Annotated in this window: 21 protein-coding genes and 2 pseudogenes; 12 read left to right on the top strand and 11 right to left on the bottom strand. The window is 46.4% G+C overall.

The annotated features are described in order from the left end of the window. Positions 1 to 172: 172 nt before the first annotated feature. Together RH949_RS17550 and RH949_RS17545 are read left to right on the top strand one after the other, a co-directional pair. A complete protein-coding gene (locus RH949_RS17550; protein WP_446354893.1) occupies positions 173 to 1,891 on the top strand; it encodes a flavin monoamine oxidase family protein in 1,719 nt (572 codons plus the stop codon). Positions 1,892 to 1,950: 59 nt separating this feature from the next. Continuing rightward, positions 1,951 to 2,445 (top strand): FxLYD domain-containing protein, encoded by a 495-nt coding sequence (locus tag RH949_RS17545; RefSeq protein WP_446354891.1) that lies wholly within the window; start codon positions 1,951 to 1,953, stop codon positions 2,443 to 2,445. 69 nt (positions 2,446 to 2,514) lie between these two features. On the opposite strand, the gene RH949_RS17540 is transcribed toward RH949_RS17545, so the two are convergent. From RH949_RS17540 to RH949_RS17530, 3 genes are all read right to left on the bottom strand, one after another. Continuing rightward, a complete protein-coding gene (locus tag RH949_RS17540) occupies positions 2,515 to 3,117 on the bottom strand; it encodes a Uma2 family endonuclease (RefSeq protein ID WP_446354889.1) in 603 nt (200 codons plus the stop codon). A 197-nt stretch (positions 3,118 to 3,314) separates the two neighbouring features. After that, positions 3,315 to 4,370, bottom strand: coding sequence for an S-methyl-5-thioribose-1-phosphate isomerase (mtnA, locus tag RH949_RS17535; protein WP_006104250.1), 1,056 nt, complete (start codon positions 4,368 to 4,370; stop codon positions 3,315 to 3,317). A 140-nt stretch (positions 4,371 to 4,510) separates the two neighbouring features. After that, the gene (locus RH949_RS17530) at positions 4,511 to 5,734 is read right to left on the bottom strand and encodes an NAD(P)/FAD-dependent oxidoreductase (RefSeq protein ID WP_446354886.1); all 1,224 of its coding nucleotides are present in this window, start codon (positions 5,732 to 5,734) and stop codon (positions 4,511 to 4,513) included. Between the two features lie 318 nt (positions 5,735 to 6,052). Here RH949_RS17530 and RH949_RS17525 point away from each other — a divergent pair, with 318 nt between their 5' ends. Continuing rightward, positions 6,053 to 6,649 (top strand): TetR/AcrR family transcriptional regulator, encoded by a 597-nt coding sequence (locus tag RH949_RS17525; protein ID WP_198016569.1) that lies wholly within the window; start codon positions 6,053 to 6,055, stop codon positions 6,647 to 6,649. Positions 6,650 to 7,016: 367 nt separating this feature from the next. Here the strand turns inward: RH949_RS17525 and RH949_RS17520 are convergent, their stop codons facing one another. The 3 genes from RH949_RS17520 to RH949_RS17510 form a co-directional block, all read right to left on the bottom strand. Further along, positions 7,017 to 7,967, bottom strand: a complete 951-nt coding sequence (locus tag RH949_RS17520) for a DUF1517 domain-containing protein (protein WP_446354884.1) — start codon at positions 7,965 to 7,967, stop codon at positions 7,017 to 7,019. A gap of 355 nt (positions 7,968 to 8,322) precedes the next feature. Beyond that, complete coding sequence (thiS, locus tag RH949_RS17515; RefSeq protein WP_446354882.1) at positions 8,323 to 8,544, bottom strand: sulfur carrier protein ThiS; 222 nt, start codon at positions 8,542 to 8,544, stop codon at positions 8,323 to 8,325. After that, entirely contained in the window at positions 8,541 to 9,620 is a 1,080-nt protein-coding gene (locus RH949_RS17510; protein ID WP_006104291.1) for a thiamine phosphate synthase, read from the bottom strand. The genes thiS and RH949_RS17510 overlap by 4 nt, the downstream gene beginning before the upstream one ends. A 182-nt stretch (positions 9,621 to 9,802) precedes the next feature. Between RH949_RS17510 and RH949_RS17505 the strand changes: the two genes are divergently transcribed. Further along, on the top strand, positions 9,803 to 11,353 hold the full coding sequence (locus RH949_RS17505; RefSeq protein WP_446354879.1) for a DUF1565 domain-containing protein: 1,551 nt from the start codon (positions 9,803 to 9,805) through the stop codon (positions 11,351 to 11,353). A gap of 231 nt (positions 11,354 to 11,584) precedes the next feature. Here RH949_RS17505 and RH949_RS17500 read toward each other — a convergent pair whose 3' ends face one another. Beyond that, on the bottom strand, positions 11,585 to 15,604 hold the full coding sequence (locus RH949_RS17500; protein ID WP_446354877.1) for a S8 family serine peptidase: 4,020 nt from the start codon (positions 15,602 to 15,604) through the stop codon (positions 11,585 to 11,587). 203 nt (positions 15,605 to 15,807) lie between these two features. Between RH949_RS17500 and RH949_RS17495 the strand changes: the two genes are divergently transcribed. From RH949_RS17495 to RH949_RS17480, 4 genes and pseudogenes are all read left to right on the top strand, one after another. Continuing rightward, on the top strand, positions 15,808 to 16,020 hold the full coding sequence (locus RH949_RS17495) for a hypothetical protein (protein WP_006104227.1): 213 nt from the start codon (positions 15,808 to 15,810) through the stop codon (positions 16,018 to 16,020). Between the two features lie 159 nt (positions 16,021 to 16,179). Then, positions 16,180 to 17,259, top strand: a complete 1,080-nt coding sequence (locus RH949_RS17490) for a glycosyltransferase family 4 protein (RefSeq protein ID WP_044209900.1) — start codon at positions 16,180 to 16,182, stop codon at positions 17,257 to 17,259. 195 nt (positions 17,260 to 17,454) lie between these two features. After that, a pseudogene (locus RH949_RS17485) lies at positions 17,455 to 17,732 on the top strand (zinc ribbon domain-containing protein); the annotation flags it as partial. A 162-nt stretch (positions 17,733 to 17,894) separates the two neighbouring features. Beyond that, a complete protein-coding gene (locus RH949_RS17480) occupies positions 17,895 to 20,180 on the top strand; it encodes an amylo-alpha-1,6-glucosidase (RefSeq protein WP_006104233.1) in 2,286 nt (761 codons plus the stop codon). A gap of 43 nt (positions 20,181 to 20,223) precedes the next feature. Here RH949_RS17480 and RH949_RS17475 read toward each other — a convergent pair. Beyond that, a pseudogene (locus tag RH949_RS17475) lies at positions 20,224 to 20,721 on the bottom strand (DUF72 domain-containing protein); the annotation flags it as partial. Between the two features lie 35 nt (positions 20,722 to 20,756). On the opposite strand from RH949_RS17475, the gene RH949_RS17470 reads away from it, so the two are divergent. Both RH949_RS17470 and RH949_RS17465 read left to right on the top strand, forming a co-directional pair. Then, positions 20,757 to 21,644, top strand: a complete 888-nt coding sequence (locus RH949_RS17470; RefSeq protein ID WP_446354874.1) for an RsmE family RNA methyltransferase — start codon at positions 20,757 to 20,759, stop codon at positions 21,642 to 21,644. 35 nt (positions 21,645 to 21,679) lie between these two features. Further along, positions 21,680 to 22,792, top strand: a complete 1,113-nt coding sequence (locus RH949_RS17465; protein WP_006104228.1) for a tetratricopeptide repeat protein — start codon at positions 21,680 to 21,682, stop codon at positions 22,790 to 22,792. An 85-nt stretch (positions 22,793 to 22,877) separates the two neighbouring features. On the opposite strand, the gene RH949_RS17460 is transcribed toward RH949_RS17465, so the two are convergent. The 3 genes from RH949_RS17460 to tpiA all read right to left on the bottom strand — a co-directional run bounded on the left by RH949_RS17460 (position 22,878) and on the right by tpiA (position 25,847). Next, on the bottom strand, positions 22,878 to 23,288 hold the full coding sequence (locus tag RH949_RS17460) for a hypothetical protein (protein WP_044209847.1): 411 nt from the start codon (positions 23,286 to 23,288) through the stop codon (positions 22,878 to 22,880). 856 nt (positions 23,289 to 24,144) lie between these two features. Further along, complete coding sequence (gene folP / locus RH949_RS17455) at positions 24,145 to 24,993, bottom strand: dihydropteroate synthase (RefSeq protein WP_006104282.1); 849 nt, start codon at positions 24,991 to 24,993, stop codon at positions 24,145 to 24,147. Between the two features lie 128 nt (positions 24,994 to 25,121). Next, positions 25,122 to 25,847 carry a triose-phosphate isomerase gene (tpiA, locus tag RH949_RS17450; protein ID WP_446354871.1) on the bottom strand — a complete coding sequence of 242 codons (726 nt, stop codon included), beginning with the start codon at positions 25,845 to 25,847 and terminating at the stop codon, positions 25,122 to 25,124. Between the two features lie 98 nt (positions 25,848 to 25,945). Here tpiA and RH949_RS17445 point away from each other — a divergent pair, with 98 nt between their 5' ends. Both RH949_RS17445 and RH949_RS17440 read left to right on the top strand, forming a co-directional pair. After that, entirely contained in the window at positions 25,946 to 26,083 is a 138-nt protein-coding gene (locus RH949_RS17445) for a hypothetical protein (RefSeq protein WP_446354869.1), read from the top strand. A gap of 265 nt (positions 26,084 to 26,348) precedes the next feature. Next, the coding region (locus RH949_RS17440; RefSeq protein ID WP_446354901.1) for an RRXRR domain-containing protein at positions 26,349 to 26,462 on the top strand (114 nt) is incomplete at its 3' end.

Here is a 26,462-nt window from a genome sequence, read left to right as displayed (position 1 = left end):
ATCATAACGGCTGGGGAAGAACAAATCTTTACAAAATCTGCCTAAAGCCGTCAAAAATCTTTACAAAATTTTATATACAAGCGTTACCCTACCCCCATATAGTTAGTAGATATCAACAATCATCAAAAAAATCATCATAAATAACTCGCATTTATAAGGATAAGGGTAAAAAATGGCTAAATCTCCCTTGGTTAAAATCCTGCATCAAGCCTACAGAGTTGCTCAGATATCCAGAAAAACAGGTATTCCCCCTGCCGAGGTCATTGGCAACCTGAACCTGAAAGCCAAAACCTCTCGTCGCCGTTTGTTGCAAGGTGGTTTAGCCTTAGCTGGAGCCACGGCGGCTACGACCTTTCGGCGGGATGGACATCGTGCTGTTGCTCAACCCGGAGTCTCCCCAGTCTTAGTGGTGGGTGCAGGAATTGCTGGATTGACCGCCGCCTATCGCTTGCAGCAGCGTGGGGTTCCCGTGGATGTCATCGAAGCAAGAAACCAAGTCGGCGGTCGAATTCGGAGCATGCCTAACGCGGCTGGGACTAACACTCTAGCCGAGTTAGGGGGCGAATATATCAACACGGGTGATGTTTGTATGCAACGTTTGGCAGGGGAACTTGGTTTCAAACTCATCGACCTGTTCGAGGTCTTTGAAGGATTGATACCGGAAACTTTTTTCTTTGAAGGACGCCGAGTTCCCCTGGAAAAACTTATTCAAGACTTTATCCCTGCGGCTGAGCAGATTGAAGCGGATTTAGAGGCAATTGAGAATTTTGAAAGCTATGCTATACCTGATCCGCCGACAGAAGCTTTAGACAGAATTTCACTCAGCGAGTATTTAGAACGTTTACCAACAACACCAACGATCCGCAAGATACTTGATGTGGCGTATGTGCTGTGGGAAGGCGTAGAGGTGCAAGAGCAGTCCTCGATTAATCTCCTCTACAACATAGGTACTGAACCTGGTGAATTTTCTCTTTACGGTGTATACGACGAGCGCTATCAGATTGAAGGAGGCAACAATCAAATTCCGCGCCGATTGGCAGAACTCCTCGCCGATTCGATAGAAACTGGGGTAGCGTTAGAGTCCCTGAGTCAACTGTCGGATGGGCGCTATCGGGTAAGCTTGCGCTCTGAAGGTAGAACCTTTGAGCGCAAGTACGAACGAGTTGTGTTGACCTTGCCTTTTAGCGTACTGCGTACCCTCGATCTCCGGATCGATTTACCACCAGCGAAAAAGCTAGCGATCAATACTCAGGGCTATGGGACTAACTCCAAATTATTTACGGGCTATCAGAGCCGATTATGGCGCGATCGCTATAACTCAAACTGTAACGTCTACACGGACTTACCGTTTCAAAGTACCAGGGAAGCTACCCCCTTTGCTCCTGGTTCTGAAGGTTTAGTGGAAAATTATACTGGCGGTCGCCAAGGTCTAGTCCTGGGAACTGCAACGCCGGAATTTCACGCCCAACGATTTGTCCCTCAGTTAGAGCAAGTATTCCCTGGCATTAGTGCAATCAGGCTACCTGGTGCTGTTCGTGCCTACTGGTCAGGTGAACAATACTCTCGTGGGTCTTATTCCACCTATTTAGTGGGACAATATACCCAAATATACGGTGTACAGCCAGAGCGCGTGGGTAATCTCTTTTTTGCTGGTGAACACTGCTCCTTAGAATTTTGGGGTTTCATGGAAGGAGGTTGTGAAACAGGTGAAATGGCTGCGACTCAAATCCTGGATGATTTAAATTTGTCACCGAGTGGGGCTTCACAGAGGATTCGAATCAACCGCGTACCCCTAAGGCGCGATCGCTTTCGTCCGTTTGATCGGCAGCAACGGAAACTGCGACGGCAACAGCGCCTACAGCGTCTGCAGCAGCTTCAGCCGCGTCGGTAAGATTTATATGTTTCCAGCCAAAGTTCAGAGTCAAGTGAATGTAGACAGAAGCGGAAAGTATGCTTAAACTGAGTTCATTTTTCATCGCTCATCTTGCCTTACTACTGCCAGGAATAATTTTCAATCGTCCCCTATTAGCCGATACCCCTGATCCAGAAGGGTTAATCCAGCCGTTTGATGCCCCAGTTTGTTATATGGAAACTGGAGATGGCAGGATACTTGATCTGAGTCATTTGTGTCAAACCCAACCCGAAGCCGCTACCAGTCGTTGTATTTCCGAGGCTGATGGAATGTCTGTAAGTCAGGTTAATTACAACGGTAATTCTCTTATCGGTCAAGTAACCAATCGAACTTGCGATCCGGTTCAACTCGTCAGAGTCAATTATCAAGTTCTGGATAAGCAAGGAAACCCAATTGATAATGGATTCATTGATGCTGAACCGACAATAGTTCCTCCAGGAAAAACGGCTTCATTTAAGGGAATGGTTGTCCCCGGTGCCGAAGTCAATGTTACTCATGTCGAGTGGAGTGATACGGAAGCAACTGATAACTGATTTTAATTTTTTCTATCTGTGAGTTCCACATCTCCAATGAAAACCCTATAGTCCGGATTACAATTGCCCTCAACGACTGCGGATTGTTTGAATAAATTCGTTTACGGCATCGTACTGATCGGGATACGCAATGTAGCGTAACAACAGCGCCCTATCCAAATCGGGGAAAAAGGAACTACGATTCACCTCTTCGTACTCTAGAGATGTGCCCAGAGAGAATATCCTCATCTGATCGGATTTCCAGAACCAGACTTCAGGCACTCGTCTGGGTTTATACAAATCCCGTCTGTCGATAGTTCCGCTGGTAACAATAATTTCGATCACAATATCAGGCGTTTCTTTATTGCTACCAATGCAATAAGATTCATCAGGTGTACCGGAGGCATATCCAGGCGATTCCAGCGTAAATCCACCACGCCTGTAAAATCGGATGCCCTTTTCTCTCATGTAAGCTTCCAAAAGCAAGCTAAGAGTGCTTTTAATATTTTCATGAAATGCCCCAATCGGAGACATGATTTCCATTACCCCAGATAAGTAAGTCAGCCTGACACCTTGATTATTCTGTAATTGGGTTTCGATCGCTTTGAACTGTTCCCAGGTAATATCATGCAAAGTCACCAATTTTTCGGCTAATGGTGGCTGGGGTTGTTTGTCTAAAAGGGAGACATTCATGGCTTTTGCTGGCAAACAGGGTAATTTTAGGTAGGGTAGGCAAGATTTATAATGCTTAAAACGAGTCGTGTTATCGTTTGTTGATCTTGCCCACCTCAAGGTTATTTGGGATTTATGATTTATAACCAATGGTGCAAGGTTATCAAGCGTACTGATAATCTTGCACCATTTTCACTCAATTCCAGTCAAACCAACCATCAAGCCAACTGCTTCACGCGAAATTGCTGCAACTCTTCTGGACGCATCGCCCCTTTTTCGGTAATAATGGCTGAAATTAACTCGGCTGGCGTGACATCAAACCCTGGATTATAAAATTCCACCCCTGTAGGACATGTCACCGTCTCACCGATTTGATAAATTTCTGAGGGATGGCGTTCTTCAATCGGAATTAAATCGCCTGTGGGTAAGTCAAAGTCAACTGTAGATAGGGGGGCGGCGACAAAGAAGGGAATATTATGGGCTTTGGCGAGTAATGCCACACTATAGGTGCCAATTTTATTCGCCGTATCTCCATTGGCAGCAATTCTATCTGCACCCACCATCACCGCATCAATTAATCCCTGATGCATACAATGGGCTGCCATATTATCGGTAATTAACGTTACTGGGATTCCCTCTTGTACACATTCCCACGCCGTCAGTTTTGCCCCTTGCAACCGGGGACGAGTTTCACACGCATAAATTCTGGCTAACCGCTTCTCGCGCCAGGTTGAACGCACGACTCCCAAGGCTGTACCATAGCCGGCTGTGGCGAGGGAACCCGCATTGCAATAGGTAAGAATACATAATTTTTCTGGAGTCGCGGGCATAGCCGCCAACCCATTATCCCCGATCGCTTTACAGATCTCTAAATCTTCAACCTGAATCCCTTGGGCGGTTACTAACAGTGCCGTTTTTAACTGATCTACCGAACCAATGGTTTCATGGGCAGTTTTCAACATCCGGGCGATCGCCCAAAATAGATTTACCGCCGTCGGGCGAGTCTGGCGCAGCAGTTTGGCAACCTCTTCGAGTTCCGTGACAAACGTCTCGCGATCAGCCGTTTTAATGTCTCGCGCCCCTAAGTACATCCCGTAAGCCGCCGCCACACCAATCGCTGGCGCACCTCGGACTATCATGGTTCTAATTGCCCGTGCCATATCCTCACAGCACTTAATTTCAACCACTGTATAGTTGTGGGGTAAACGGGTTTGGTCAATTAGGAGTACGCGATCGTCGCGCCAAACGATGGGATACACCGGATTACTGGGCATGGTTACTTATGGGCTAATGTGGAAAACTGCATATAGTTTAACTTGCTTTGGTTATTTGTCATTCGTCCTTTGTCATTTGTCCTTTGTCCTTTGTCTTTGGTGACGTTGGATACATCCCTTCAGTGACTCCACCTCATCAGTCATGATTTATACTTCATCACATATTTTGCTTTCCACCAGGAGCGAATTTTTCGGATCAGGTAAACGATTAAACTCTTGGACAGTTTATTAAATTTATAGTAAAACACAATATCCATCATCTCTTGAGTGTCTAGAGGCGTCAGGTAAGATACCCCTTCATCAATTTTTTCGTCGCTTTCAATTAAATAGCGTTTCCTGCAAATCTTTTCAGATAAATTCCAAGTTCGGTAGAATTTCTGATAAAGTTCTTTTTGATACTCCTGAAAACTGGCTGATTGACCCTTTAAATACTGCTGAATATGCTTGCCCGCGATTTCGGCACAATGCATAGCATGGCGAATCCCTTCACCGCCCAAAAGGTTTACCATTGATACGGCATCCCCAATGGCAATAATATTATCGCGATAGTAAATATCCCTCAGTCCACTGGAATAGTGCAGCGTTGACCCATGAGTATCGATTATCCTATAGTCTTTGGCTCGTATATGCTCGTGAATCAGTAAATCAATATAATATCGAATCGATTCCGTCTGCTTAATAATTTTATGATCCAATCGATACGATGCTGCGCCTACCTTTAACCGAGGCTTCTCCATGGTAAATATCCAAGAATAGCCTTTTGGCATCCATTTATGTCCTAAGAAAAACCAGAGGGAATGGGCATATTTATCATAATCATTATCTGAGACTTCAATTAAATATTCAATCCCAGAGGGCTTGAAAAACGCAGGTTTCTCGCTTTCCTTAGGATACATAACCGCTCTAGCGGGTCCTGTAGCATCGACTAGCACCTGGGTTTTAACAGTAATTGGTTCCCTCCCTCGCGGCTTCAGTTCAACCCGCGTCTCACCGTCTGTTTGGACATATCTCACATATCGACATCCCAGCCAAACCTCGCCGCCACAAGATTTAACTTCATCAGCCAGGAATTTTTTCAACTTGGCGAAATTTAAGACAGCGCCTAGAGTTTGCGGAGCATCCCAATTTCGGGTTAAATTGGTGGTGACAATCACCAAATTATGCCAAAAACTACCGACAACATCCTCCGGTAAGTCAAATTTTTCTAAGGTTTCTAATGGCGTAGCCGCACTGGAAAAATTATTTTTCTCAAAGGTTTCATGCTGCTCGACCAACAAAACCTGATAACCGGATTTCGCTAACCACCTTGCACATTGTCCCCCAGCTGGACCTGCACCGACTACGACAACATCGAATTTTCGCATACTATATTAGTAAAGGGTGTCATGATTCCAGTCTCTCATACCAGGTTGCCCGTTTAGTAGTAACCGTTAAATTTTTTTTGCACAGGGTAAATGGAAAACTTGCTTCCTTTCCGTCCTGCTCCTTTACCTTGTCCGTCTGTTACTACGCTTAAAGAGGATTGGAAATCGGGGATGAAGACAGGTTACATCCTCGATTATCAGTTGCAACATTACTCCGTCCTGAATGACTAACATACTCTCTCCTTCTCTTAAGCAGGAGAGAGACGTTTGGACTGCGAAATGCAACTGAGGAGCAAATTAACCATTCCAGAATTATTTATGAAACCATCTAAACGCGAGCAAATTGCCCAAGCCGCTATGCAACTTTTCATCCAGCATGGCTATAGGGAAACCAGTATGGATCAGATCGCCGCTGAAGCAGACGTATCTAAGCATACCATTTACAATCATTTTCAATCGAAAGAAGGATTGTTTATTGAATTGGTGGAACAGTTCATCTGTGAGCAGTTTCAGCCTGATTTTAATTTTAACCTGTCGGATAAGCCAGCCGTAGGGTTACGAAGATTTGCAGAGGCATTTCTAGCGAAACTGAATAATCCAGAGTACGCGGCGTTTCTACGTTTATTGATTGCCGAATCACATCATTTTCCAAACTTAGCACAATTGTTTATCCGTCAGGTTATTGGGGAAGAACGTCATAGTCTGAAGCAGTATTTTGAATCCCATCCAGACTGGCACATTCGTGATCCGGAGTTGACGGCTTATATTTTTTTGAGTTCTATGTCTTCCTTGGTACTTTTTCAAGAGGTTATGCAAGGAAAGTCAATTTTGTCAATCGAACAAGACCGTTTAATTGACCAGTTAGTTGACTTGGTTTTATCGAACTCGGCGGTTCAAATTTTATCACCGCCCTGAGACGAATGGTTTCCGGGATAAGGTCAAATTTAGCGGTTGAGATTAGGGCGGGTTTTGTTTTTCATTTATCGGTGGAGAGGGCGGGTTTTGTTGTTCCGTTATCGGTGGAGAGGGCGGGTTTTGTTGTTCCGTTATCGGTGAATATCTGAATTTAGTCCCTAAACCCGCCCCTACAATTGTCCCTAAACCCGCCCCTACAATTGTCCCTAAACCCGCCCCTACAATTGTCCCTAAACCCGCCCCTACATCTTTGGCGTGCGATCGCGGTTGAAAATCCGGTGGGCTTTTTGGACACCCTACAAAATCAGGAGCGTCTCGCTCACTATTGTCTTAGGAGCGAGACAAGGTGCAAGGTGCAAGATGTGAGTTAAACCAGTTTCAGATCGGGATATTCGGCTAATACATCATCTGAGGTTAACGTATCGCCTTCGGCTTGGGGTGTCCAGAGGACTTCAATTGCCAATAAGCGATCGCTCGATACACCACCCATCTGACGCAAGGCTTGACGCAAGTCATCGGAACTATTAATGGTGGGTAATTCCAGCTTCCCTTGCACACCCACTAAAAGGGTAACAATAATGTATTCACCCGGATCTTGAGATTCAACCAAGGCTCCATCCCCTTCAGCCGCTTTAGCAGTCTCTTGGCGAAGTTGACCCTGATAATTCGATAGGGTTTCTTCGGCAAATTTACTACGTTCGGCTAGTGAAAGCTGATTAAACCGAGCTTCGGCGGCGTCTAAAGCAATCTGCTGGGATTGCGTTGCACCATAGACCCAGTATTCGGGATGGCGGAGTAAGGCTAAAGTAGACTCTTGCAGCACTTGCGCTCGTCCTTGAGGGGAATCGGTATTTGCTTGTTGAGCTAACTTGTCAAGTTCATACTGAAGCTCACGCGCACTGGCAAGTAAACCCACTTGCAAGCGTCCCACGGAAACCTTGGGATTGATCGTGTTCGGGACATCATTTCCGCCTCCTTCACCCAAACGCCGGAAAGACTGCACCAAGAAATTCGCGATCGCAAAAAAGATCAGAATTCCGAACAGACTCCCCACGCCACCGAAGCCAAAGAAGGGTAAGAGAAACGGAAAGCCAATTCCGCCGCCACCATATCCATAACCGCCACCGGGAGAGCGATACCCCCCACCAGGGCGAGAATAGGTACGACTTGGGGCGCGGAAGGAACCGCCACCAATTCTCCCACCACTACGAGCGGCTAAAGCGTCACTGGCATTTCCCAGGACTAAGGTAAAAATGAGACCAACAACAAGCAGAGACTTTAAAAAAGGTTTGATCTTGGAAAAAAGATGGTTACGCATACGTTATTTAGGACTATTCCAACTTCAGTGAGTTTTCTATGGCTGACATTAGCCACAAACACCTTAATCTGAACGAAGGCAGACAACTCACCTCAAGCCGGATGGGTATTACTGACTACACTTTTACTGTACCGCTCCCCTTCATGAGCTGAAACATCCCAAAAGTGGAGATTACCGATTTGTCATTTGTCAAGGAACAGGGAACAGGGAACAGGTAAGGTAGAATTTTGAGTTAACTTCCTCATCTCCCCCAACTCCCCCAGCTCCCAGACGCGCCATGGCACGTCTCTACATTGCTCCCCCAGCTCCCCCAGCTTCCCCAGCTCCCCCAGCTCCCCCAGCTCCCCCATCTCCCCTACCCGCCACCAACAATCGTCACAACTTCCAACTGATCCCCATCCTTCATCTGAGTCTCTGACCAAAACTGGCGGTGAAGAATGTCGCCATTGTACTCAACCGCCACTAAGCGTGGATTTAGGTCAAGCTGTTCTAAAAGCTGAGGCAATTTGGTGTCAGCCGCACAGGTACGGGATTCACCATTCACTTGTAAAGTAATTTGCTCGCTACTGTTGGTCATGATTGAGGAATACCCGCTTCAATACGACGCAGATGTTGTTCTTTGGTGAGTTGAGAGAGAAAATACTGAGTCACCAATGTCGGTTGTTCCGCTTGCATGATCGCCCGCACGATCGCGACTCGCTTCGCTCCCGCCCCTAAGACCTCATGAATATTATTCGGATCAATGCCACCGATCGCAAACCAGGGAACTGATGCTTGTTGTGCTGCATACTGCACATAGTCTAACCCCGCTGCCGCTTTGCCAACTTTGGTTGGGGTTTCATAGACGGGTCCGACGCCAATATAATCGGCTCCTTCGCTGATTGCCTGTTGCATTTCCTCAGGATTTGTGGTAGAGCGCCCAATAATTCGATGAGGTCCCAGGAGTTTTCGGGCGACAGCGATGGGCAAATCCTGCTGTCCTAAATGAACGCCATCGGCATCAATTGCCAGAGCTAAATCCACGCGATCGTTCATAATCAATAATGCCCCGTAATGGTGGCACATCTGGCGCAGTTTCTGGGCTTGAGCGAGTTTGACTAAATCATCAGCCCCCTTTTCCCGATACTGAACTAACGTCAGTCCCCCTTGTAGCGCCGCTTCTACCGTAGGCAAGAGTTGGTCTGAGGATGAGGTGACTAAATAAAGCTGCGATCGCTTCAGCCGTTGATAACGGTGGTAGATGAGCAACTGACTCTCCAGGGTATAGACCCGATAGCGCATTTGCTTGCAAGCGGTTCCCATATTGGGACTATGAAGCTTACCATATTCTTCTAGTACCCGTAAGGCTTCCTGAACCCGACACAGGTTCGCTTGCAAAACTTGTTGGATATTGGCGCGTTGTTCTTCCTGGGGATGAGAGAGTTCCGTCCCCAAATCACCGGGCGTATCCCGTTCGGCGCGAATCTCTCGACTATGCCAACGGGCGAGTTCTTGGCGCATCTGTTTGCATTCACTCGCCATCTGCACGCTATTTAGACCAAAGCGACACCACTCTTCGATAATCCGTAAGCCTTCTCTGGCTCGGTCTAAATTCGCATCTAATATTCGGCAAACTGCTGGTTCTTGACCTATCCAACCGTTGTACCCGCTCATCGCGAACTGCTCCACATGATTTCTTATCCTAACAGGATGATGGCTTTAAAGGGTTGACTGAATCTGGAATGATTCATAACTGTGGAAAATTTTAATAATTGTCGAACGGTTGCCGATTCGTTATTCTAGGGCAACTGAGTACAGTACACTCAAAACATAGCTTCAGATTCATACCGCAGGAGATGGTTAAGCCTTACCCAATTCAATGGTTCCACCACCTACGCCCAATCCGGTTTAGGATAGGCGCGATCGCTGTGGTTTCTCTTAGCTGTATCACCCTGACTCCTCTGGAAGCTGTAGCCCAGTTAACACCGAATCCCCAGCGACTTGTTGTCCAAAATCAGCAAGACACCCAAGTGTTGTTGGTCAACCCCATAACTGGGGATGATATTAATGGTGATGGTAATATGGATTCCCCGTTCAAAACTATTGCCAAAGCCTTACAAGTCGCGCAACCGAATACGGTGATTCGATTAACGCCTGGTATCTATAGTTCCCAAACCGGTGAAACCTTTCCTTTAATTTTGCCCGATGGCGTCACGTTGCAAGGAAATCCCCGCACCAGAGGGGAGAATATTATCATTCAAGGGGGGGGCATGTTTGAGAGTCCCACCGCATCTCAGCAGAATATTACCATTCTGGCAGCAAACCCCGCCACGGTAACGGGGGTGACGATTACTAATCCGAATCCTCAAGGCTATGGGTTATGGATTGAATCCAGTTCCCCGGTAGTCGTGGATAATACATTTACGGAAAATACCAGCGCCGGAATTGTGGTGAAAGGCAATAGTGCGCCAACCATTCGCAGCAATTACTTTTATAACAATGGTGGGGACGGTATTCTGGTGGCGGGGACATTACAAGCAGATGTGCGGGAAAATGTATTTATTGATCGGGAAAACGCTACCTTAGAGTTAAGTGGCGATGGTGAAGCGCCACTGCGAAGCGCAGATCGCAACAGTCCCACAACCTCGGTTGAATCCCCCACGACTACGAGTATTCCCGAAACCGAATCGGTATCTGAACCCGTTGAAACTACCGCGAATCCTTCGCCAACTCCTGAAACTGTTTCCCCCATCATTGAACCGGAGACAACTATCTCCCAGTTAGAAACACTTCCTACCACGTTTCCCTCAGACTGGAGAAACATCTCCCTATCGGTGGCGAATCCCTCAGAATCAACTGAGACTCAACCCGCAACCGGAGATCAGACAGACGCATCCTCCTCAACCTCGTCCATTTCCGCCGCGTCTTTTCCGGTTCCCGCCAGTCTCCAGTCTCAACAGAACCCAACTAACCCAGCGACACCAGCCGCAACCGTTCCCCAGATCATCGATATTTCCGTTCCCTCGCCAACTGAGACGGCGATACCGGATACATCTACACCAGCCACCTCGACACCTGAAGCCGAGATGCAAGACACGGTTAATCCACAAGAGTTACCCAGCCGAGATTCTATTCCTGTACTCAGTAGCAACAACCCATCCGCCACCCCCCAGGAACCGCCCCCAGAAACCGCACCGGAAGGGCGTTATCGGGTATTAGTCGCCGCCGTAACTAACGATCAGCAAACCTTAGTGCGATCGCTGATTCCTGGGGCATTTCGTACATCTTATAATGGGAAATTAATGATGCAAGTGGGATTATTTAGTAGTCGCGAGAATGCCCAAGAAATTCAGAATTTGCTGCAGGAGCAAGGATTAACCGTGACCATAGAAACACTTCAGGACTAGAATTCCTGTACGATTACCCATAATTGCAATGCTGTAATAACAGGGGTTTCAGGCGTTTTTATTAGGGGTGTTTGACCGAACATGATATCACAACCTGAACAACCAAACCCGCCCGGATTCAAATTGTTGGGATTCCCTTGGGTTTTTTAGGCGCACATCAGCAAAGGGCGCACATTGGTGCGCCCCTACGGTTACTGATAACTGAAACCAGCCTTGATTCAAAAGTATCGATTAGATAAGAGCAAAAGCATCAGCCGTCAAGGTATTCGCATTCACATCAGTTAAAATCGCTAAGGTGTCCTGATTAAAATCAATCCAGGTATTCTTACCCTGTTGAGAAATCGACAACTCCCCAAACGTGAGTTCACCGGACAACCCTAAGACATCTTCATCGATTTGGAAATCGCGAATTTTGTCTATTCCTTCACTAACCGCTAAGACAAAGGTATCGCTACCTTGACCCCCGATTAATTGGTCATTCCCTAAACCACCCCAGAGTAAATCATCACCATCATTACCCCAGATTTTGTCGTTGCCATCTTCGCCGAAAAGTTGGTCATTACCGCCTTTTCCATATAGTCGGTCATTTCCTGCGCCACCATAGAGGATATCATCACCCGCGATCGCACAATTTAAGCAACCCTTATTCAAGTCACCCCGTAGGATATCATCACCCTCTGCACCATAAATGACATCATCACCTAAACTGCCAATAACGGTATCATTGCCAGCATCCGCGAAGATGAATTCATCCTGTTGATTAGAACTGACTAATTTGTCGTTGTCTGGCGTTCCTTGAATCGTATACTCTGGTGTAACCGCTTCAACAGTTCCATTGGGAATTGATAATCCTAGATTTGTACCACTATTCGGTGTGAAGGAGAAGTTATCAATGAGTAACCCAGAATCCACATAACTATCCCCCGCATCCATTAAACCTACACCAATGGTAAAGATACCCGATTCCGTAAACTGATGGGTAAATGTGCCATAACCTGTTTGAGAACCAAAGGAACCTGTGAAACGATTAAAGTCACTACTCGTATCCGCTAGTTCAGATAAGACACCCGATGTAATGGAAACGAAGCCAAAATCACTGAAACTACTTTGATTTTCTTCATTGGTGATGAAATTCCAGTCAAAGCTAATACTATCTCCCGCCTGAACTTTTATCGGTTGAAACTGTAAGCCAGAACCTTCGATGATATCACCGTTACCCAGATTATCTAATGCACCAGCCGTTAAACCAAAGAAGGTTTCAATCTCAGCATCACTCACCGAACCGACGCTATTAGTAATGAAGGCTTGGTAATCGCCGTCTGTGGGATTACTCCCAATTGAATCCGTTTCAATAGTTGTGTTACCAATTGTTGTCCAGTTGGTAAAATCACCGTTTTCAAAGCCAAAGTTGAATAAAGGATCAGGCGTAATTTGGACATGATCGACCAGAAGTCCCGAATCAACATTATTATCGTCTGCATCGACTAATCCTAAGCCAATAGTATAGGTTCCATCTTGGGTGAATTGATAATCGAATGTACCATAATTAGTCTGCTTGCCAAAGGAACCTGTAAACCGATTAAATTGCTGGTTAGTATCTGCCAGTTCGGATAACAGGGTGGAACTGATAGAAACAAAGCCAAAATCGTTATAGCTGCTGGGCGTTTGCTCATTGGTGATAAAATTCCAATCAAAGCTTAAAATATCTCCCGCTTTAACGGTAATCGGTGTGAGTTGCAGGGCAGAACCTTCTATCGCATCCCCGTTACCCAGATTGTCTAAGTCACCCGTATTTAATCCTAGGAAGGTTTCCAAATTACTATCGCTCACTGAACCCTGACCATTAGTGATTAAGGCTTGGAATGTACCATCAGTTGGTGTACTGCCGATAGTATCGGTTTGGATTGTCGCATCTCCAATACTATTCCAATCGGTAAAATCTCCGGTTTCAAAACTGAAATTGAGTTGGGGCGATAAATCCTCGATTTGTTGGTTACCAAAGTTAATATTGGTAACAATTTCTTCAGGATTCAGGTTAACTGTGTAAGTTCCGGGGACAAGGTTACTGTTTGATGGTATGGAAGCAACACCCCAAGTTGAAGAATCATACGTACCAATCTGAGTTGTTGAAGCGTCGGATGGGTTAATTTGATAAAGATTGCTGTTGCTGTAGTGAACGCCATAGATAGAACCATCTGGGGCAAAATCAATATCGACAACGGTTGTTCCTAACGAACCGACAGTTGAAAGAATATCTCCCGTTGCTGGGTCAATTTCCACCAGGTTATTCGATGCACCGTAAAGGGTGCCATCGGGAGCAAAATCAATTCCCCACGTAGTATTAGCAATTGTACCTACTGGGGTAGCAAAAGCAGTTGCTGGATCGATAGTGTAAAGCATATTAGTGCTTGTGGCATTTCCATACAACGTTCCATTGGGTGAAAAGGCAATACTTCTCATCAAGATGGAACTTTCATTAGCACTATGAATTGTGCCAATGTTAGTGTAAGAACCATCTGTTTGATCAATAAGCCGTAATGAAGAACTAGCACCATAAAGCAGCCCACTGGTTGGATCAATGTCTAAACCAGGGTTATAACTGGCAGAACCGATCAAAATTTCCGCCACTGGATCAGTTTGCAATTCAACTAAGCTGAATTCATTGGTTCCACCACTTCCTGTACCTGCTACCAAGTTAAATGATGGTTCTGAACCCGGAACAGTTTGTTGCCAACCGGGTAGCAATACTTCAGCTACAGTGTAAGTATCAGCCGTTAATTCGGTGAACGAATAATTCCCGTTAATATCCGTAATGGTGGAAACTTCCCCCGCATCCAATTGACTATTTTGATTCTGATCTAAGTAAATCGTCCAACCACTTAAACCTGGCTCATTCGCATCCCAAATTCCATCGCCATCAATATCATTCCACTTACTTCCATGAATCTCTCCTAAAGGAGAAGGTGGTGGTGTCGTTGGATTCAAGGCATTATTGGCATTTAATCGTCCACCCGTTACCGTATTTCCTTGCAATGATGAAATCGGATCAACAGTGCTTAAAATCTGATTTTTTACCTCTGAGGCGGTTAATTGAGGATTTTGTGACCAAATTAAAGCCGCCACCCCAGAGACGTGAGGTGTTGCCATAGACGTTCCATTATAACTAGCATATCCTTCCCCAGGAATCGTGCTGTAAATATTGACCCCAGGTGCGCCTAAATCAACAGAGGTGACGCCATAATTGGAGAAGGATGCCAAATTATCATTATGATCCGTAGCCGCGACGGAGATAATGTTATCGAGGTCATAGTTAGAGGGATAATGGGGAGTGATATCGTTATTATCGCCAATCCCATCAAAGCCACCATTACCCGCCGCCGCAATAAATAACTGTCCGGCTTGACCTGCTGCCGCGATCGCGTCGTATAATCCTTGAGAGTAGCCACCCCCGCCCCAACTATTATTGGTGAGATTGGCTCCCATCATTGTAGCATATTCTATTGCCTGAATTGCGTTAAAGGTTGTGCCGGAACCCGAAGAATTTAGGAATTTTAATGCCATAATTTGAGCATCGGGAGCCACACCAATTACGCCACTATTATTATTTCCTTCAGCGGCAATTGTGCCAGCGACATGAGTTCCATGTCCTTCATCATCCCAGGGATCACTATCATTATTGGCAAAGTCCCAGCCATAGTAATCATCAATATAACCATTGCCATCATTGTCAATCCCATCGCCGAAAATTTCTCCGGGATTTGTCCACATATTGTTAATCCGTTCTGGGTGAGTATAATCCACCCCAGTATCAATGATGCCAACGACTACATTATTTCCTGTCGCACGATCCCAGGCTTCTAGAGCGTCAATATCGGCGTCTGAAGTACCACCCGTTTGTCCGGTATTATTTAATCCCCAAAGTTGGTTAAACTCTGAATCATTGGGAATTGTGGTATTCAGACTAATCGTATAGTTAGGTTCAATGTATTCAATCAGGGGATGATTACTGTAAGTAGAAATCGCTTGGGCAACACTTAACCCATCAAGTTGCCAAAGCTGTGTCCCTAACATATTCGTTGATTCGAGTATCGAAGCTTGCATATTTCCTTGTAAGGTTTGAATCTGACTTGACTCAATCCCTGATTTGAACTTAACAACAACTTGATCCGATAGATAATCTGTGCCTTCAACAAGACTGTTCAGATTGAATGATGCGACATTAAGTTCTGGACGTAAATCGTTAGTTTGCATCGCCTTAACCTGCAATAGAATTGGCTTTTCTGGTGTTTATATGTCGTTATATCGAAGAGATGAAATCTACAGCACTTCTTAACACGGTGTAGTCCAGTAAACACGAAACAGCCTTTGTTTAATCTTATGTAGGCGGATTACATCGAGTCGGAAAACGCTGTAATAATTCCAGCCTAAAATCGTACCGGGTTGAGTCACCGGGTATGTTTAGCAACCTTGGGTTGGGAAACTTGAATGATTTAGACTGTCTGTTTCCAATCGGCTATATTTCTGACTGGAAGGGACTTATGCAGTTTTCGGCTCAGTCTTACTCAATAAGTTGGGCAGATTCAGACGCGGAATATAGCGCTACGCGCAAACGGCTATACGGTTTTCCCTACCAATCAGGGGTAGAGTTCACGAATTGGCAAAACTAGCTCCCCCTGAGTATAGTTTGTTCTATACACCTTAACAAAGAAGGTCGCGAATCCGAAGATCACGCTTGTTGAAACCAGCGCCACGTTAATTAACCCTAAATTACTAACGTTTCTTCATTCCATCTCACTTTAAATGGGAATTTAATGGAAATTTTTAAAATGCGGATTGCTCAAATCGCACCGTTGTGGGAGCGTTTACCTCCCCCAGCTTATGGTGGTACGGAATTAGTGATGAGTTTACTCACTGATGAACTTGTCCGTCGGGGTCATGAGGTAACCTTGTTTGCATCCGGTGATTCAGAGACACTGGCAAAACTGGAACCCGGATGTGAAAAAGCCCTGCGTTCTCTCGACGTAACCCATCAAGAATACGCCGTTTATGAACAAATGCAGTTGAGCAAAGTCTTTGAACGAGCCAATGAGTTTGATGTGATTCATGCTCATGTGGATTACCCAGCGCTTCCATACACGAACTTGACAAAAACGCCAGTTGTGCATACAGTTCATGGTACATTTTCGCCATTAGTTGAGCAGATTTTTACCAAGCATCGTCAGCAACATTTTGTCAGTATTTCCAATGCCCAGCAGCGCCCTGAGTTGGGACTGAATTATGTGGCAACGGTTTATAACGCGATCGCACCCGAACGCTTTAAATTTTACTCTCAGCCCAAACAGCCACCCTATCTGGCGTTTGTTGGGCGCATATCCCCGGAAAAAGGACCCAGGTTAGCGATTGAAATTGCCAAGCGTTCCGGATGCCATTTGAAAATAGCGGGTAAGGTTGATCCCAAAGATCGAGCCTTTTTTGAGGCGGAAGTGGAACCTTTAATTGATGGTAAACAAATTGAGTTTTGGGGTGAAGCCAATCACGAAAAGAAAAATGAATTGATGGGAGGTGCAGTGGCGACGCTATTCCCGATTACCTGGCGTGAACCCTTTGGACTGGTGATGATTGAATCTATGGCATCTGGCACTCCGGTGATTGCTATGGCGTTAGGATCAGCCCCAGAAATTATCGTTCACGGAAAGACAGGGTTCCTTTGTGATACAATTGAGGAGTGCGTGGATGCGATCGCGAAAATACCCCAACTGAATCGACACGCCTGTCGGGAACATGTTGAAACCAACTTCGCGGTGAAACGCATGGTTAATGGATATGAAGCCGTCTACAACCAAGTTTTAGCAGAATGGTTTGCTCGCAATGGTCATCTGCATGTCCCCACGCTTCTAGCCAGCTAAGTTTATAGAAGGCAGAAGGCAGAAGGCAGAAGGCAGAAGGCAGAAGGTTTCAAGACATACGTTAAACCTTCTGCACCCGACATAAGACATCAGATAAAATTGAATGAGGTGAATCATGAACCAAACCGTTAATAGACAACCCCTGGCTTTGCTTTCCATGGGTCAGAATGTTGTCGATAAGCCGCGTCATCCGAAGGTAAGTTGATAGAAATTGACAGATTTTTCCCAAGTTCTAAAAAATGTTCATATTGTAAATTGACAAATTGCCGCTAGATATCAGAGAGTGGGATTGCCCCTCCTGTGGCACTCATCATGACTGTGACGATAATGCATCATCGAACATCAGAGCAGAAGGTATTCGGATACTCGCTATGAACGGAGGGAACCCCGTTCCTGCTAGTGTTCCTGCTAGTGGAGCCTGTGTAAGACCGGATAACCGTAATGTGAAAGGGCAACGGGCTGTGAAACTATAAGCCCACACTTACTCGTCAGAGAAGTGTGGGTAGTTCACGAGAGTTTGCAACTGATAGCTGAGCAACAAAACCCGCCCTTGTTGGGGAATAGGGGAGACAGAGCCTGGAAGATAGGCAGAAGGGGCTTTCGCCTGGGAACGAGAAATGGAGGAACTATGAACGATGTCTGATACAAATACCCTCAACCAAAAAACTGGAACGGATCTGAATATCGTTGAACTCAACGGTAGAACCTTTGCGCCGGCTGAACAAGTGCCGATTCCAGAGTGGCAAGGCACCACAAAAAAACGACTGCAATCTACATTGACGCTCAAAGATAATGATCTATTTTTAATTACCGATCCCCTCGGCAATATTGCTGGATGTCTTGATGATAAATCTGACAAAAGCTTAGGCTTATTTTGTCAAGATACTCGATTTCTCAGTCGCCTAGAGTTACAAATTGAGGGACTCTCTCCGATTTTACTTAGCAGTACAGCCGGACAAGGTTTTGCCCTTTCGGTTCTCTGTGCGAATCCTTATGTTAAGGGGCGTATTCAGGCGGAAACGATCGGCATTCAACGCGACATTGTACTACAGGGTGGACTATTTGAAGACCTGAAGATTACCAACTACAGCACCCAACCCGTTAGCTTTGACCTAAGTTTAAGTTTTGATGCCGATTTTGCGGATTTATTCCAAATTCGCGGTTATGTGCGTCAGCAGGTGGGGACGCTAATGCGACGGGTTATACCTCCAGGGGACAATGCCTTAAACCCAGATGTGCAGTCTTTGGTTGAGGCAACGGGCGAACTCACCTTAGCCTATCAGGGATTGGATCAGGTGTTGATGGAGTCTCGAATTCAGTTTTATCACCGTCAGCCTGATGAATTTAGGGGATATACGGCAATTTGGCGGTTGGAATTGAATTCTCACGAAACCCAGAAATTTGGGTATCGCTTACAGCCCTTTGTTGACAATAGTCCAGCTTCTGTGGTGAAAGCGCCGACAACTCTAAAACAAGCGATCGCGGCGGAGGCGATGGAGGAGAGCGATTGGCGAGAGGGTGTGACTCGGATTCGCACGGATAATCGAGCCTTAAACCAGATTATTGAACGCGCTGAACAGGATATCTATCTTTTAGGTCAAACCTTTGGCAAGGGTAAGATTCTCTGTGCTGGGATTCCTTGGTTTTCTACGTTATTTGGACGGGATTCTTTGATTGCTGCATACCAAACGCTGATTCTCGATCCGGGGATTGCTCGCCAAACCTTGATTACCCTGGCTGATTATCAGGGTAAGGTTGAGGACAAGTGGCGGGAAGAAGAACCGGGTAAGATTCTGCACGAGTTGCGCCTGGGTGAAATGGCTCGTTGTGGCGAACTCCCCCACAGACCTTACTATGGTACGGTTGATGCTACGCCATTGTGGTTGATGCTCTATGGGGATTATTATGCTTGGACGTATGATCAGGAACTGTTGGATCGGTTGTGGGATAATGCTTTAGCGGCGATGGATTGGATTGATCGCCGTTGTCAGCAGACGGGCTATATTAGCTATGAATGCAAGTCCAAGGGGGGACTCCGGAATCAGGGATGGAAAGACTCAGGAGACTGTATCGTTGATACCAAAGGGAAGTTAGCGGAAGGGGCGATTACTCTGGCGGAAGTGCAAGGGTATGTTTATGCGGCGAAGATGCGCTTAAGCCAGCTTGCTCGTAGCAAAAAGCAGTTAGATGTGGCAAATCGTTGGTATGAGGAAGCCCAAGACTTGAAAACCCGCTTCAATCGCGACTTTTGGCTCCCCGATCGCGGTTATTGTGCCTTGGCGTTGGATGGTAAGGGCAAGCCTGTGGATAGTATCACCTCTAATCCGGGGCATTGTCTAGGAGTAGATATTTTATCAAAAGACAAGGCACACAATGTCGCCGAACGATTGCAAGCGCCGGATATGTTTAGTGGCTGGGGAATTCGCACCTTGAGTAGCTTATCTCCGGCGTATAATCCCATGGGCTATCACCTCGGATCAGTATGGCATCACGATAATGGGATGATTATTGCCGGATTGCGATCGCTAGGATTAGTGGATCAGGCGTTGGAAGTGGCTCAAGGTATTATCGACATGACCACCCAACAACCCTATTATCGTCCACCCGAACTCTTCTGTGGCTATGAACGCACCCCCAATAGCACACCCGTGCGATATCCTGTGGCGTGTTCGCCGCAAGCCTGGGCAACAGGAACGATTTTTCAACTCCTACAGGTGATGGTTAATTTAGTACCCGATACGCCCAGTAATTATCTGCGAATTATTCATCCCACCCTCCCTGAATCCGTCCAGTATTTGTCACTGCAAAACCTAAAAATTGGGCAAACTGTATTAGATTTAGAATTTGAGCGCTCTAGTGGAGCAACTGCCTGTCGAGTTATGCGGAAACGCGGCAATTTACGAGTTGTCATTGAAGCTTAATAGCCAGGGAGAACTATTGTAGAGACGCGCCATGGCGCGTCTCTACTCGTCCGACTCCTAATTGGGTTAACAGTTCATTCAGATGACTGGCGTGGGGGGATTCAAACCAATCAGGATGACGTACTTCTACCGCGATCGCAGCCTCCGTTTTCTGCCATGCTTCGAGAAAGGCGGCTAAATCCTCTAGGAATGCGGGTTCATAGCTGGGGGGAAGTTGGACAAACACCGGACCTAAATGTTCTCCTAACTCTCGCATCCTCTCCAAAAACGCCAACGCCTCTGAAATTGAGGGTTTCAATAATCCATTATGAGTGAGCGATCGCGGCAATTTGGGACACAACTGAAAACCCGGTGACATCTGGGATTTCCACTGCGCGATCGTTTCTGAACTGGGAATCGCGTAAAATGTGGTATTCCCTTCAACGGTTCTCAACCGTTGACTATACAGATGCAGCAATTCCCCTGCTGGACTCTTCGGCGGATAAAACTCACCAATCCAACCCTTATACGCCCAAACTGCACAACCCAGTAAAAAATTCATGGTTCCTGTTTCTTTGGCTACATCTACTATGAACAATGAACCATCAACAATCAACCATGAACCTGCAACGGTTAGTCATCTCACCCACGCAACGACAAAACCAACAGATTCTCCTCACCGAAAGCCAACAGCATTATCTGGTGCGAGTCTTGCGACTGACTGAAGGCGATCGCTTTATTGCCATGGATGGAGAGGGAAACTGGTGGTTGAGTGAGTTAATGGCGAACCTAACCCAAGCGACAATTATTGAATCGATCCCCATCCAAACCGAATTACCTTGTGCAATTACCCTAATCGCTGCGATGCCCAAGGGGAGTGGATTTGAGGATATTATCTCCGCTGCAACCGAACTCGGTGTAACCGATATCATACCAATTAAGAGCGATCGCACAATTCTCAATCCCAGTCCCCGCAAACTGGAACGCTGGCGACGTATCGCCCAAGAAGCCGCTGAACAATCGGAACGTCAGATTGTACCCACAATTATTGATCCCTTGGACTTTACCTCAGCGATTAAACAAGCTATCGACTCCACCACCCACTGCTATATTTGTGTCGCACGGGGTAACGTTCCTCATCTGTTAAATTGCTTACCTAAGTTAGAGGTTATTGATCCTGGAGATGGGCAAGATAAGGGAGATGAGGGCGGGTTTAGCCACATCAGGGTGACAACAAACGATAATAGTGAAACCCGCCCCTACATTCAAAACCCGGTTCCAGATGAACGCAGCGAAGGGTCAAAACGCTCTATTATCGCCATTGCAACAGGACCCGAAGGCGGCTGGACACCCCAAGAAATCGAACAAGCGATCGCGGCTGGATTTCAACCTGTTTCCCTCGGACATAGAATTTTACGCGCTGTTACCGCCCCGCTTATGGCTCTTTCGTTAATTGCTGCTAGTTTAGAAACACCAAAGCGATAATTTTTGACATAAGACATAAGACATAAGACTAAATTATGCTTGACCAAGTTATTAATGCCTTTAAACAAAAAGACTACCGCACAGCGGCTCGGTTACTCAAACAATTAGCCAAGGAAGATCCTAATAACCCGTGGGTGCGACTCTATATCGGACGTTTACACGAAGCCACAGGTAAGCTAGACGCCGCAGAAACGGCTTACCGCAAGTTACTTAAAAATACAACGCATCCTAAAGTTATGACCCAAGCGCGTCAGGGATTGGGGCGTTTAGAAGCCATGGAACAAGAAAAACGCCGCCAAGCCTTAGCCCAAGCCACGGCTGACCCCGAAAATACTCAATTTGGTATTTTAGTCCTAGAACCCATTGAACTCGAAGCCAAACCCACAGCCGCCCAAACCTTGGCAAAGATTATGCAAATCGATCCCTATACCGCCCGCCTACAACTCCCGACGCGGGGATGGCGGTTGTATCGAGTTGGACCCATTGGCGAATTAAAATTTTATGCGTCATCCCTCAAGCAGGGTTCAGTTCCTTGTTTTTGGGCAATTTTGGCGGAGATTCAATCTCTTAACGTGTTTAGGGTTCATTATTTTTCCCAAGTTAGTTCTCAGGAAGCCACCGTTGTCTGCGAAAATGATCAAGGTCAACTAGGTTCTCTCCCCTTTCAGTGGTCAGAAGTGAGTCAACGGGTAGAGGGACGCTTACCTATTTTTGAACAAGTGGTGGATGTTGACGCTCGTGGTAAATTACAGCGTAAGACTCAAACCCAAGACTACGCCCAGTTTTGCGACTTGCATTTACTGACGAGAAAAACTATCCTGCGTTTATGCGATCGCGATTATCAATTTCAGCAGGGAATTGAGTTATTCCCCCAGCCAAAAAATCACCCAACTCAGGGAAAATCCCCGTCTCCCCTAAGCCAGACAACTAATCGAATCAACTGGAATAACCTGCGGGATTTTCTCAACCGCCAACTTTCTCAAACTCCAGTTTGGTCAGATTTCACCAATTTTGCTGAAACGGCTCTCGATTACAAAGAAATGCTGACTCGTTTACCCGCTCACATTGACTTGTTTCGACGTCAAGAAAGCCTCTGGGATTCTGCTTTTGAACTATACAGTGGACTGGTTTTTCTGAAAAATAATTAGGGTCTGCTGAATCAGTTTTGTGGTGAGGGGAGGGAACAGGGAACGATTGTAGAGACGCGCCATGGCGCGTCTCTACATCGACACCTTATGAGCGAGGAGGCTGCACCTGACGTGCCATCTCCAGGAAATTATTCATAGAAGGACCTGGACGCCGCCGACTACTATTGGTTTTGAGTGGCAATAAGTTGTTTGGTGCAAAGGTGACTCCCGGTTGAGGCTCGGCTTTGCCATTGCTAGCCGCTGCTGGCGTCGCTTGGGGTGCAGCTTTTTGCGGTTTTGCTGCTGGTGCTTTAGCCGCTTTCGCTGCTGGCTTCTTCGCTGCTGGCTTTTTCGCTTCTGCTTCTGGAGCTTTGGTTGCTTTAGCGGGTTCCGGTTTCTTTGCTTCCGGTTCCGATTTAACCGCCCCCACATCGTCTAGTTCCAAAAAGTAGTCTTTACTTTTTTTGCTTTTCGGAGCTTCTGACGATTTGTCTTTAGATTTTAAAAAACCGAACATTTAGCGATACTCCTGTCTCTTAGAGAAAACTTAACAAATTTGCCAAAGAAAGATAGATGAAAACAAACGATGTCAACGTCTGCCATTTCTGATTGTACAGGCAAAATGCTACCTAAATCAGTTTTGTTAGCTTTTTGGCTTTGGGCTGAACGATTCCAACCACTTAGCTTAGACTCATAAGCAGCTAAGACTTTTTGGGTCTTATGGCTACTCGATGGGAATTGACTTGTCTGGCAATTGAAGGGTCTGATTTGCCTCGTAATTCAAAGGCTTTTTTAGATAGACGAACGTTATATCGTCTTCTATCATTTTGACTTAACGCCCTTGTTCCACCTAGCTTCAATTGATCATCCAAACTCCAGTAGAGAGGTCAATAACTATTTTTAGTTTACCGTTTGATGGTACTTTTTCGCTAACTCAAATACGGCTTTTGATGACTTGACAGCAATCGATAAGGCATAAGCTGATCCCGACTCTTCCGGGATAACGCTGCTCTATACATCACATCGCCGTCAGATTAGAATTATGAGTTTTTAGAGCAATTATTGCAAGGTTTCGCTAAATTACTTTACAAAAATTCACAATCAGACGAGAACAAATACTCGACTACCCCGATACTCGTCGGATAAGCTCTAATTTAATTTTTTCTTCCCCAGCTTCTCCCTTACTTTTGGTCTTCTCTCCGAACCTCTCTCCGAACCTCTCTCCAAACCTCTCCCGACGCCTCTCCTACAAGGAGAGGGAAGCGGAATATATTTTTTTATTTGGAGAGGTTTTGAATTCTCCCCCTTCCATGCAATAAAAGCGAAGCATCCTATGGCTTCTCCAGGTTTTCTTAACTGAGTCGCATTGTCTACTACCGCCAAATGGCATCGGCTACCCGACAGACATCATACATTGCAGAAACATCGTGAACCCGGAGAATATCAGATCCTGCCGCAATCGCCGCACAGCAAGCCGCCGCCGTTCCCCAGACTCGTTGCTTGGGGTCAGGTTGGTTAAGAATGTGACCGATAAAACGTTTGCGAGACACGCCGACTAAAATAGGCACACCGAGGGAACAAAAAGCAGCAAGTTGTCGCAGGAGTTGTATATTTTGCTCAGCGGTTTTGGCGAACCCAATCCCCGGATCAATGATCAAGCGCGATCGCACAATTCCCGCGTTGATAGCCACCTGAATTTGACCCTCTAGAAACTCGTAGATTTCGCCGATGAGGTCATGATAATCGGTCAGCTTTTGCATAGTTTGGGGGGTTCCCCGGATATGCATCAAAATGATTGGCACACCCAATTGGGCAACCACAGGAAACATATCCGGGTCAAACGTGCCACCAGAAATATCATTGACAATATCCGCCCCCACCGCCACCGCTGCTTTCGCGACAGAGGCTCTCGTGGTATCCACCGAGATCGGAACAGACAGCGAGGAACGTACCGCCTTGACCACAGGGAGTACACGCTGGAGTTCTGCGGCTTCCGAAATCTCCTCAGCCCCCGGTCGGGTTGATTGTCCGCCGATGTCCAGAATATCCACACCCGCCTCGACCAGCCGTTGAGCTTGTGCCAAAGCTGCTGCTGGGGTATTAAACTCTCCCCCATCACTAAAACTATCCGGCGTCACATTTAAAACGCCCATGAGGTAGGTACGTTCTCCCCAACAGAAAGAACGTTCTCGGATGGTTAGTTGTCCTTTGTCATTCGTCATTTGTCCTTTGTCATTCGTCTTATGTCATACTCGCTTCCCGAAAAGAAGCAAGCTACGTCATCTATCGATTTTTTTCAACAAACGACCCATGAACTATCAACCATCAACAATGAACCATCAACAATGAACTACTGATAATTGACAATTCGGGCAAACCCCCCAGGATCAAGACTGGCTCCGCCAACTAGCACCCCATCAATTTCAGGTTGCGCCATAATCTGATCAATATTCGCCGGCTTGACCGAACCCCCGTATTGAATTGGCACATCCGCAACTTTCAGTTGAGAGCGAATCAAACCCATGATCCGATTGGCTTCTGCGGCTTCACAGGTATCCCCTGTGCCAATTGCCCAGATCGGTTCATACGCGATCACCAGTTGCTGCTGTTCCACATCCACCAAGCCTTCTACAAGTTGCTGGCTGATGTGAGATTCCGCTTCTCCAGCATCCCGTTGTTGCTTTGTTTCACCAACACAAAGAATCGGAATTAACCCGTGACGCTGGGCGGCGAGGAGGCGCTGGTTCACGGTTTTGTCCGTTTCACCAAAGTACTGACGTCGCTCACTGTGACCGACAACCACATAACGCAAGCCGAGTTCGGTCAACATGAGACCAGAAATTTCCCCGGTGAAAGCGCCTTCATCTGCCCAGTGGATATTCTGCGCCCCTAGCTGCACCCGGCTATTGTGCAGATTTTTGGACATCACTCCCAAGTCTGTAAAGGGAACACACAGAACAACTTCCCGCTCTGGGGGTGTTTGCTCCAGCTTGGGCATAAATTCTTGCAAAAACTCAGAGGACTCCCTTTGAGTTTTGAACATTTTCCAGTTACCGGCAATTACTATTTTTCGCACAGCTTAAATAAAATCGTCTCAATCTTGATGCATCCTTCAGTTTATAGCCTTGAGGCGCAATTGACAGACTCAAGTTAGCTGTTTTAGGGCGACAATCCTTGCCTAACTCCTACTGCATCAATGGTCTAGCGATCGCGCCATGGCTTGTAGAGACGCGCCATGGCGCGTCTCTACAAGCTGTGGCAAACTATGAGCAGGCGCGTCTGGAGGGGGGTAGGGACGGATTTTACCGATAACTTGACTAAACCCGCCCTTCTAAGCTGGAGAAGTAGGAGGAATATTCAACAACCCCAACCGACTTCGTTGAGGTTGGGGATTGCCGGACAAACGGCAATTTAAACCGTTGAATACCGCATTGAGTCTCGGTTTGGCACAGACACCCGGATACTTCCCTAGTCCGGATCAAATCTAAAGCCTTTTGTCGGGCTGTTGTAAGACAAGACATCTTAACCGAGATGGCGGGAAGGGACTCGCACACTTTCACTCGTGAGGATTATCTCCATGCTACGAGTACCAGTTCTATCAAAGAGAAGATTCAATAACCGTAAACAGGGTAAACTACCTCCCTCTATTCGAGCCAACAGGCAGTTGGAGTTACGAGTAGTCAAAGAACTG

Source organism: Coleofasciculus sp. A1-SPW-01 (assembly GCF_040217205.1).
Classification (GTDB): domain Bacteria; phylum Cyanobacteriota; class Cyanobacteriia; order Cyanobacteriales; family Coleofasciculaceae; genus Coleofasciculus; species Coleofasciculus chthonoplastes_A.
The sequence above is the reverse complement of the archived record's forward strand: the minus strand, read 5'-3'. Positions and strand labels throughout refer to the sequence as shown.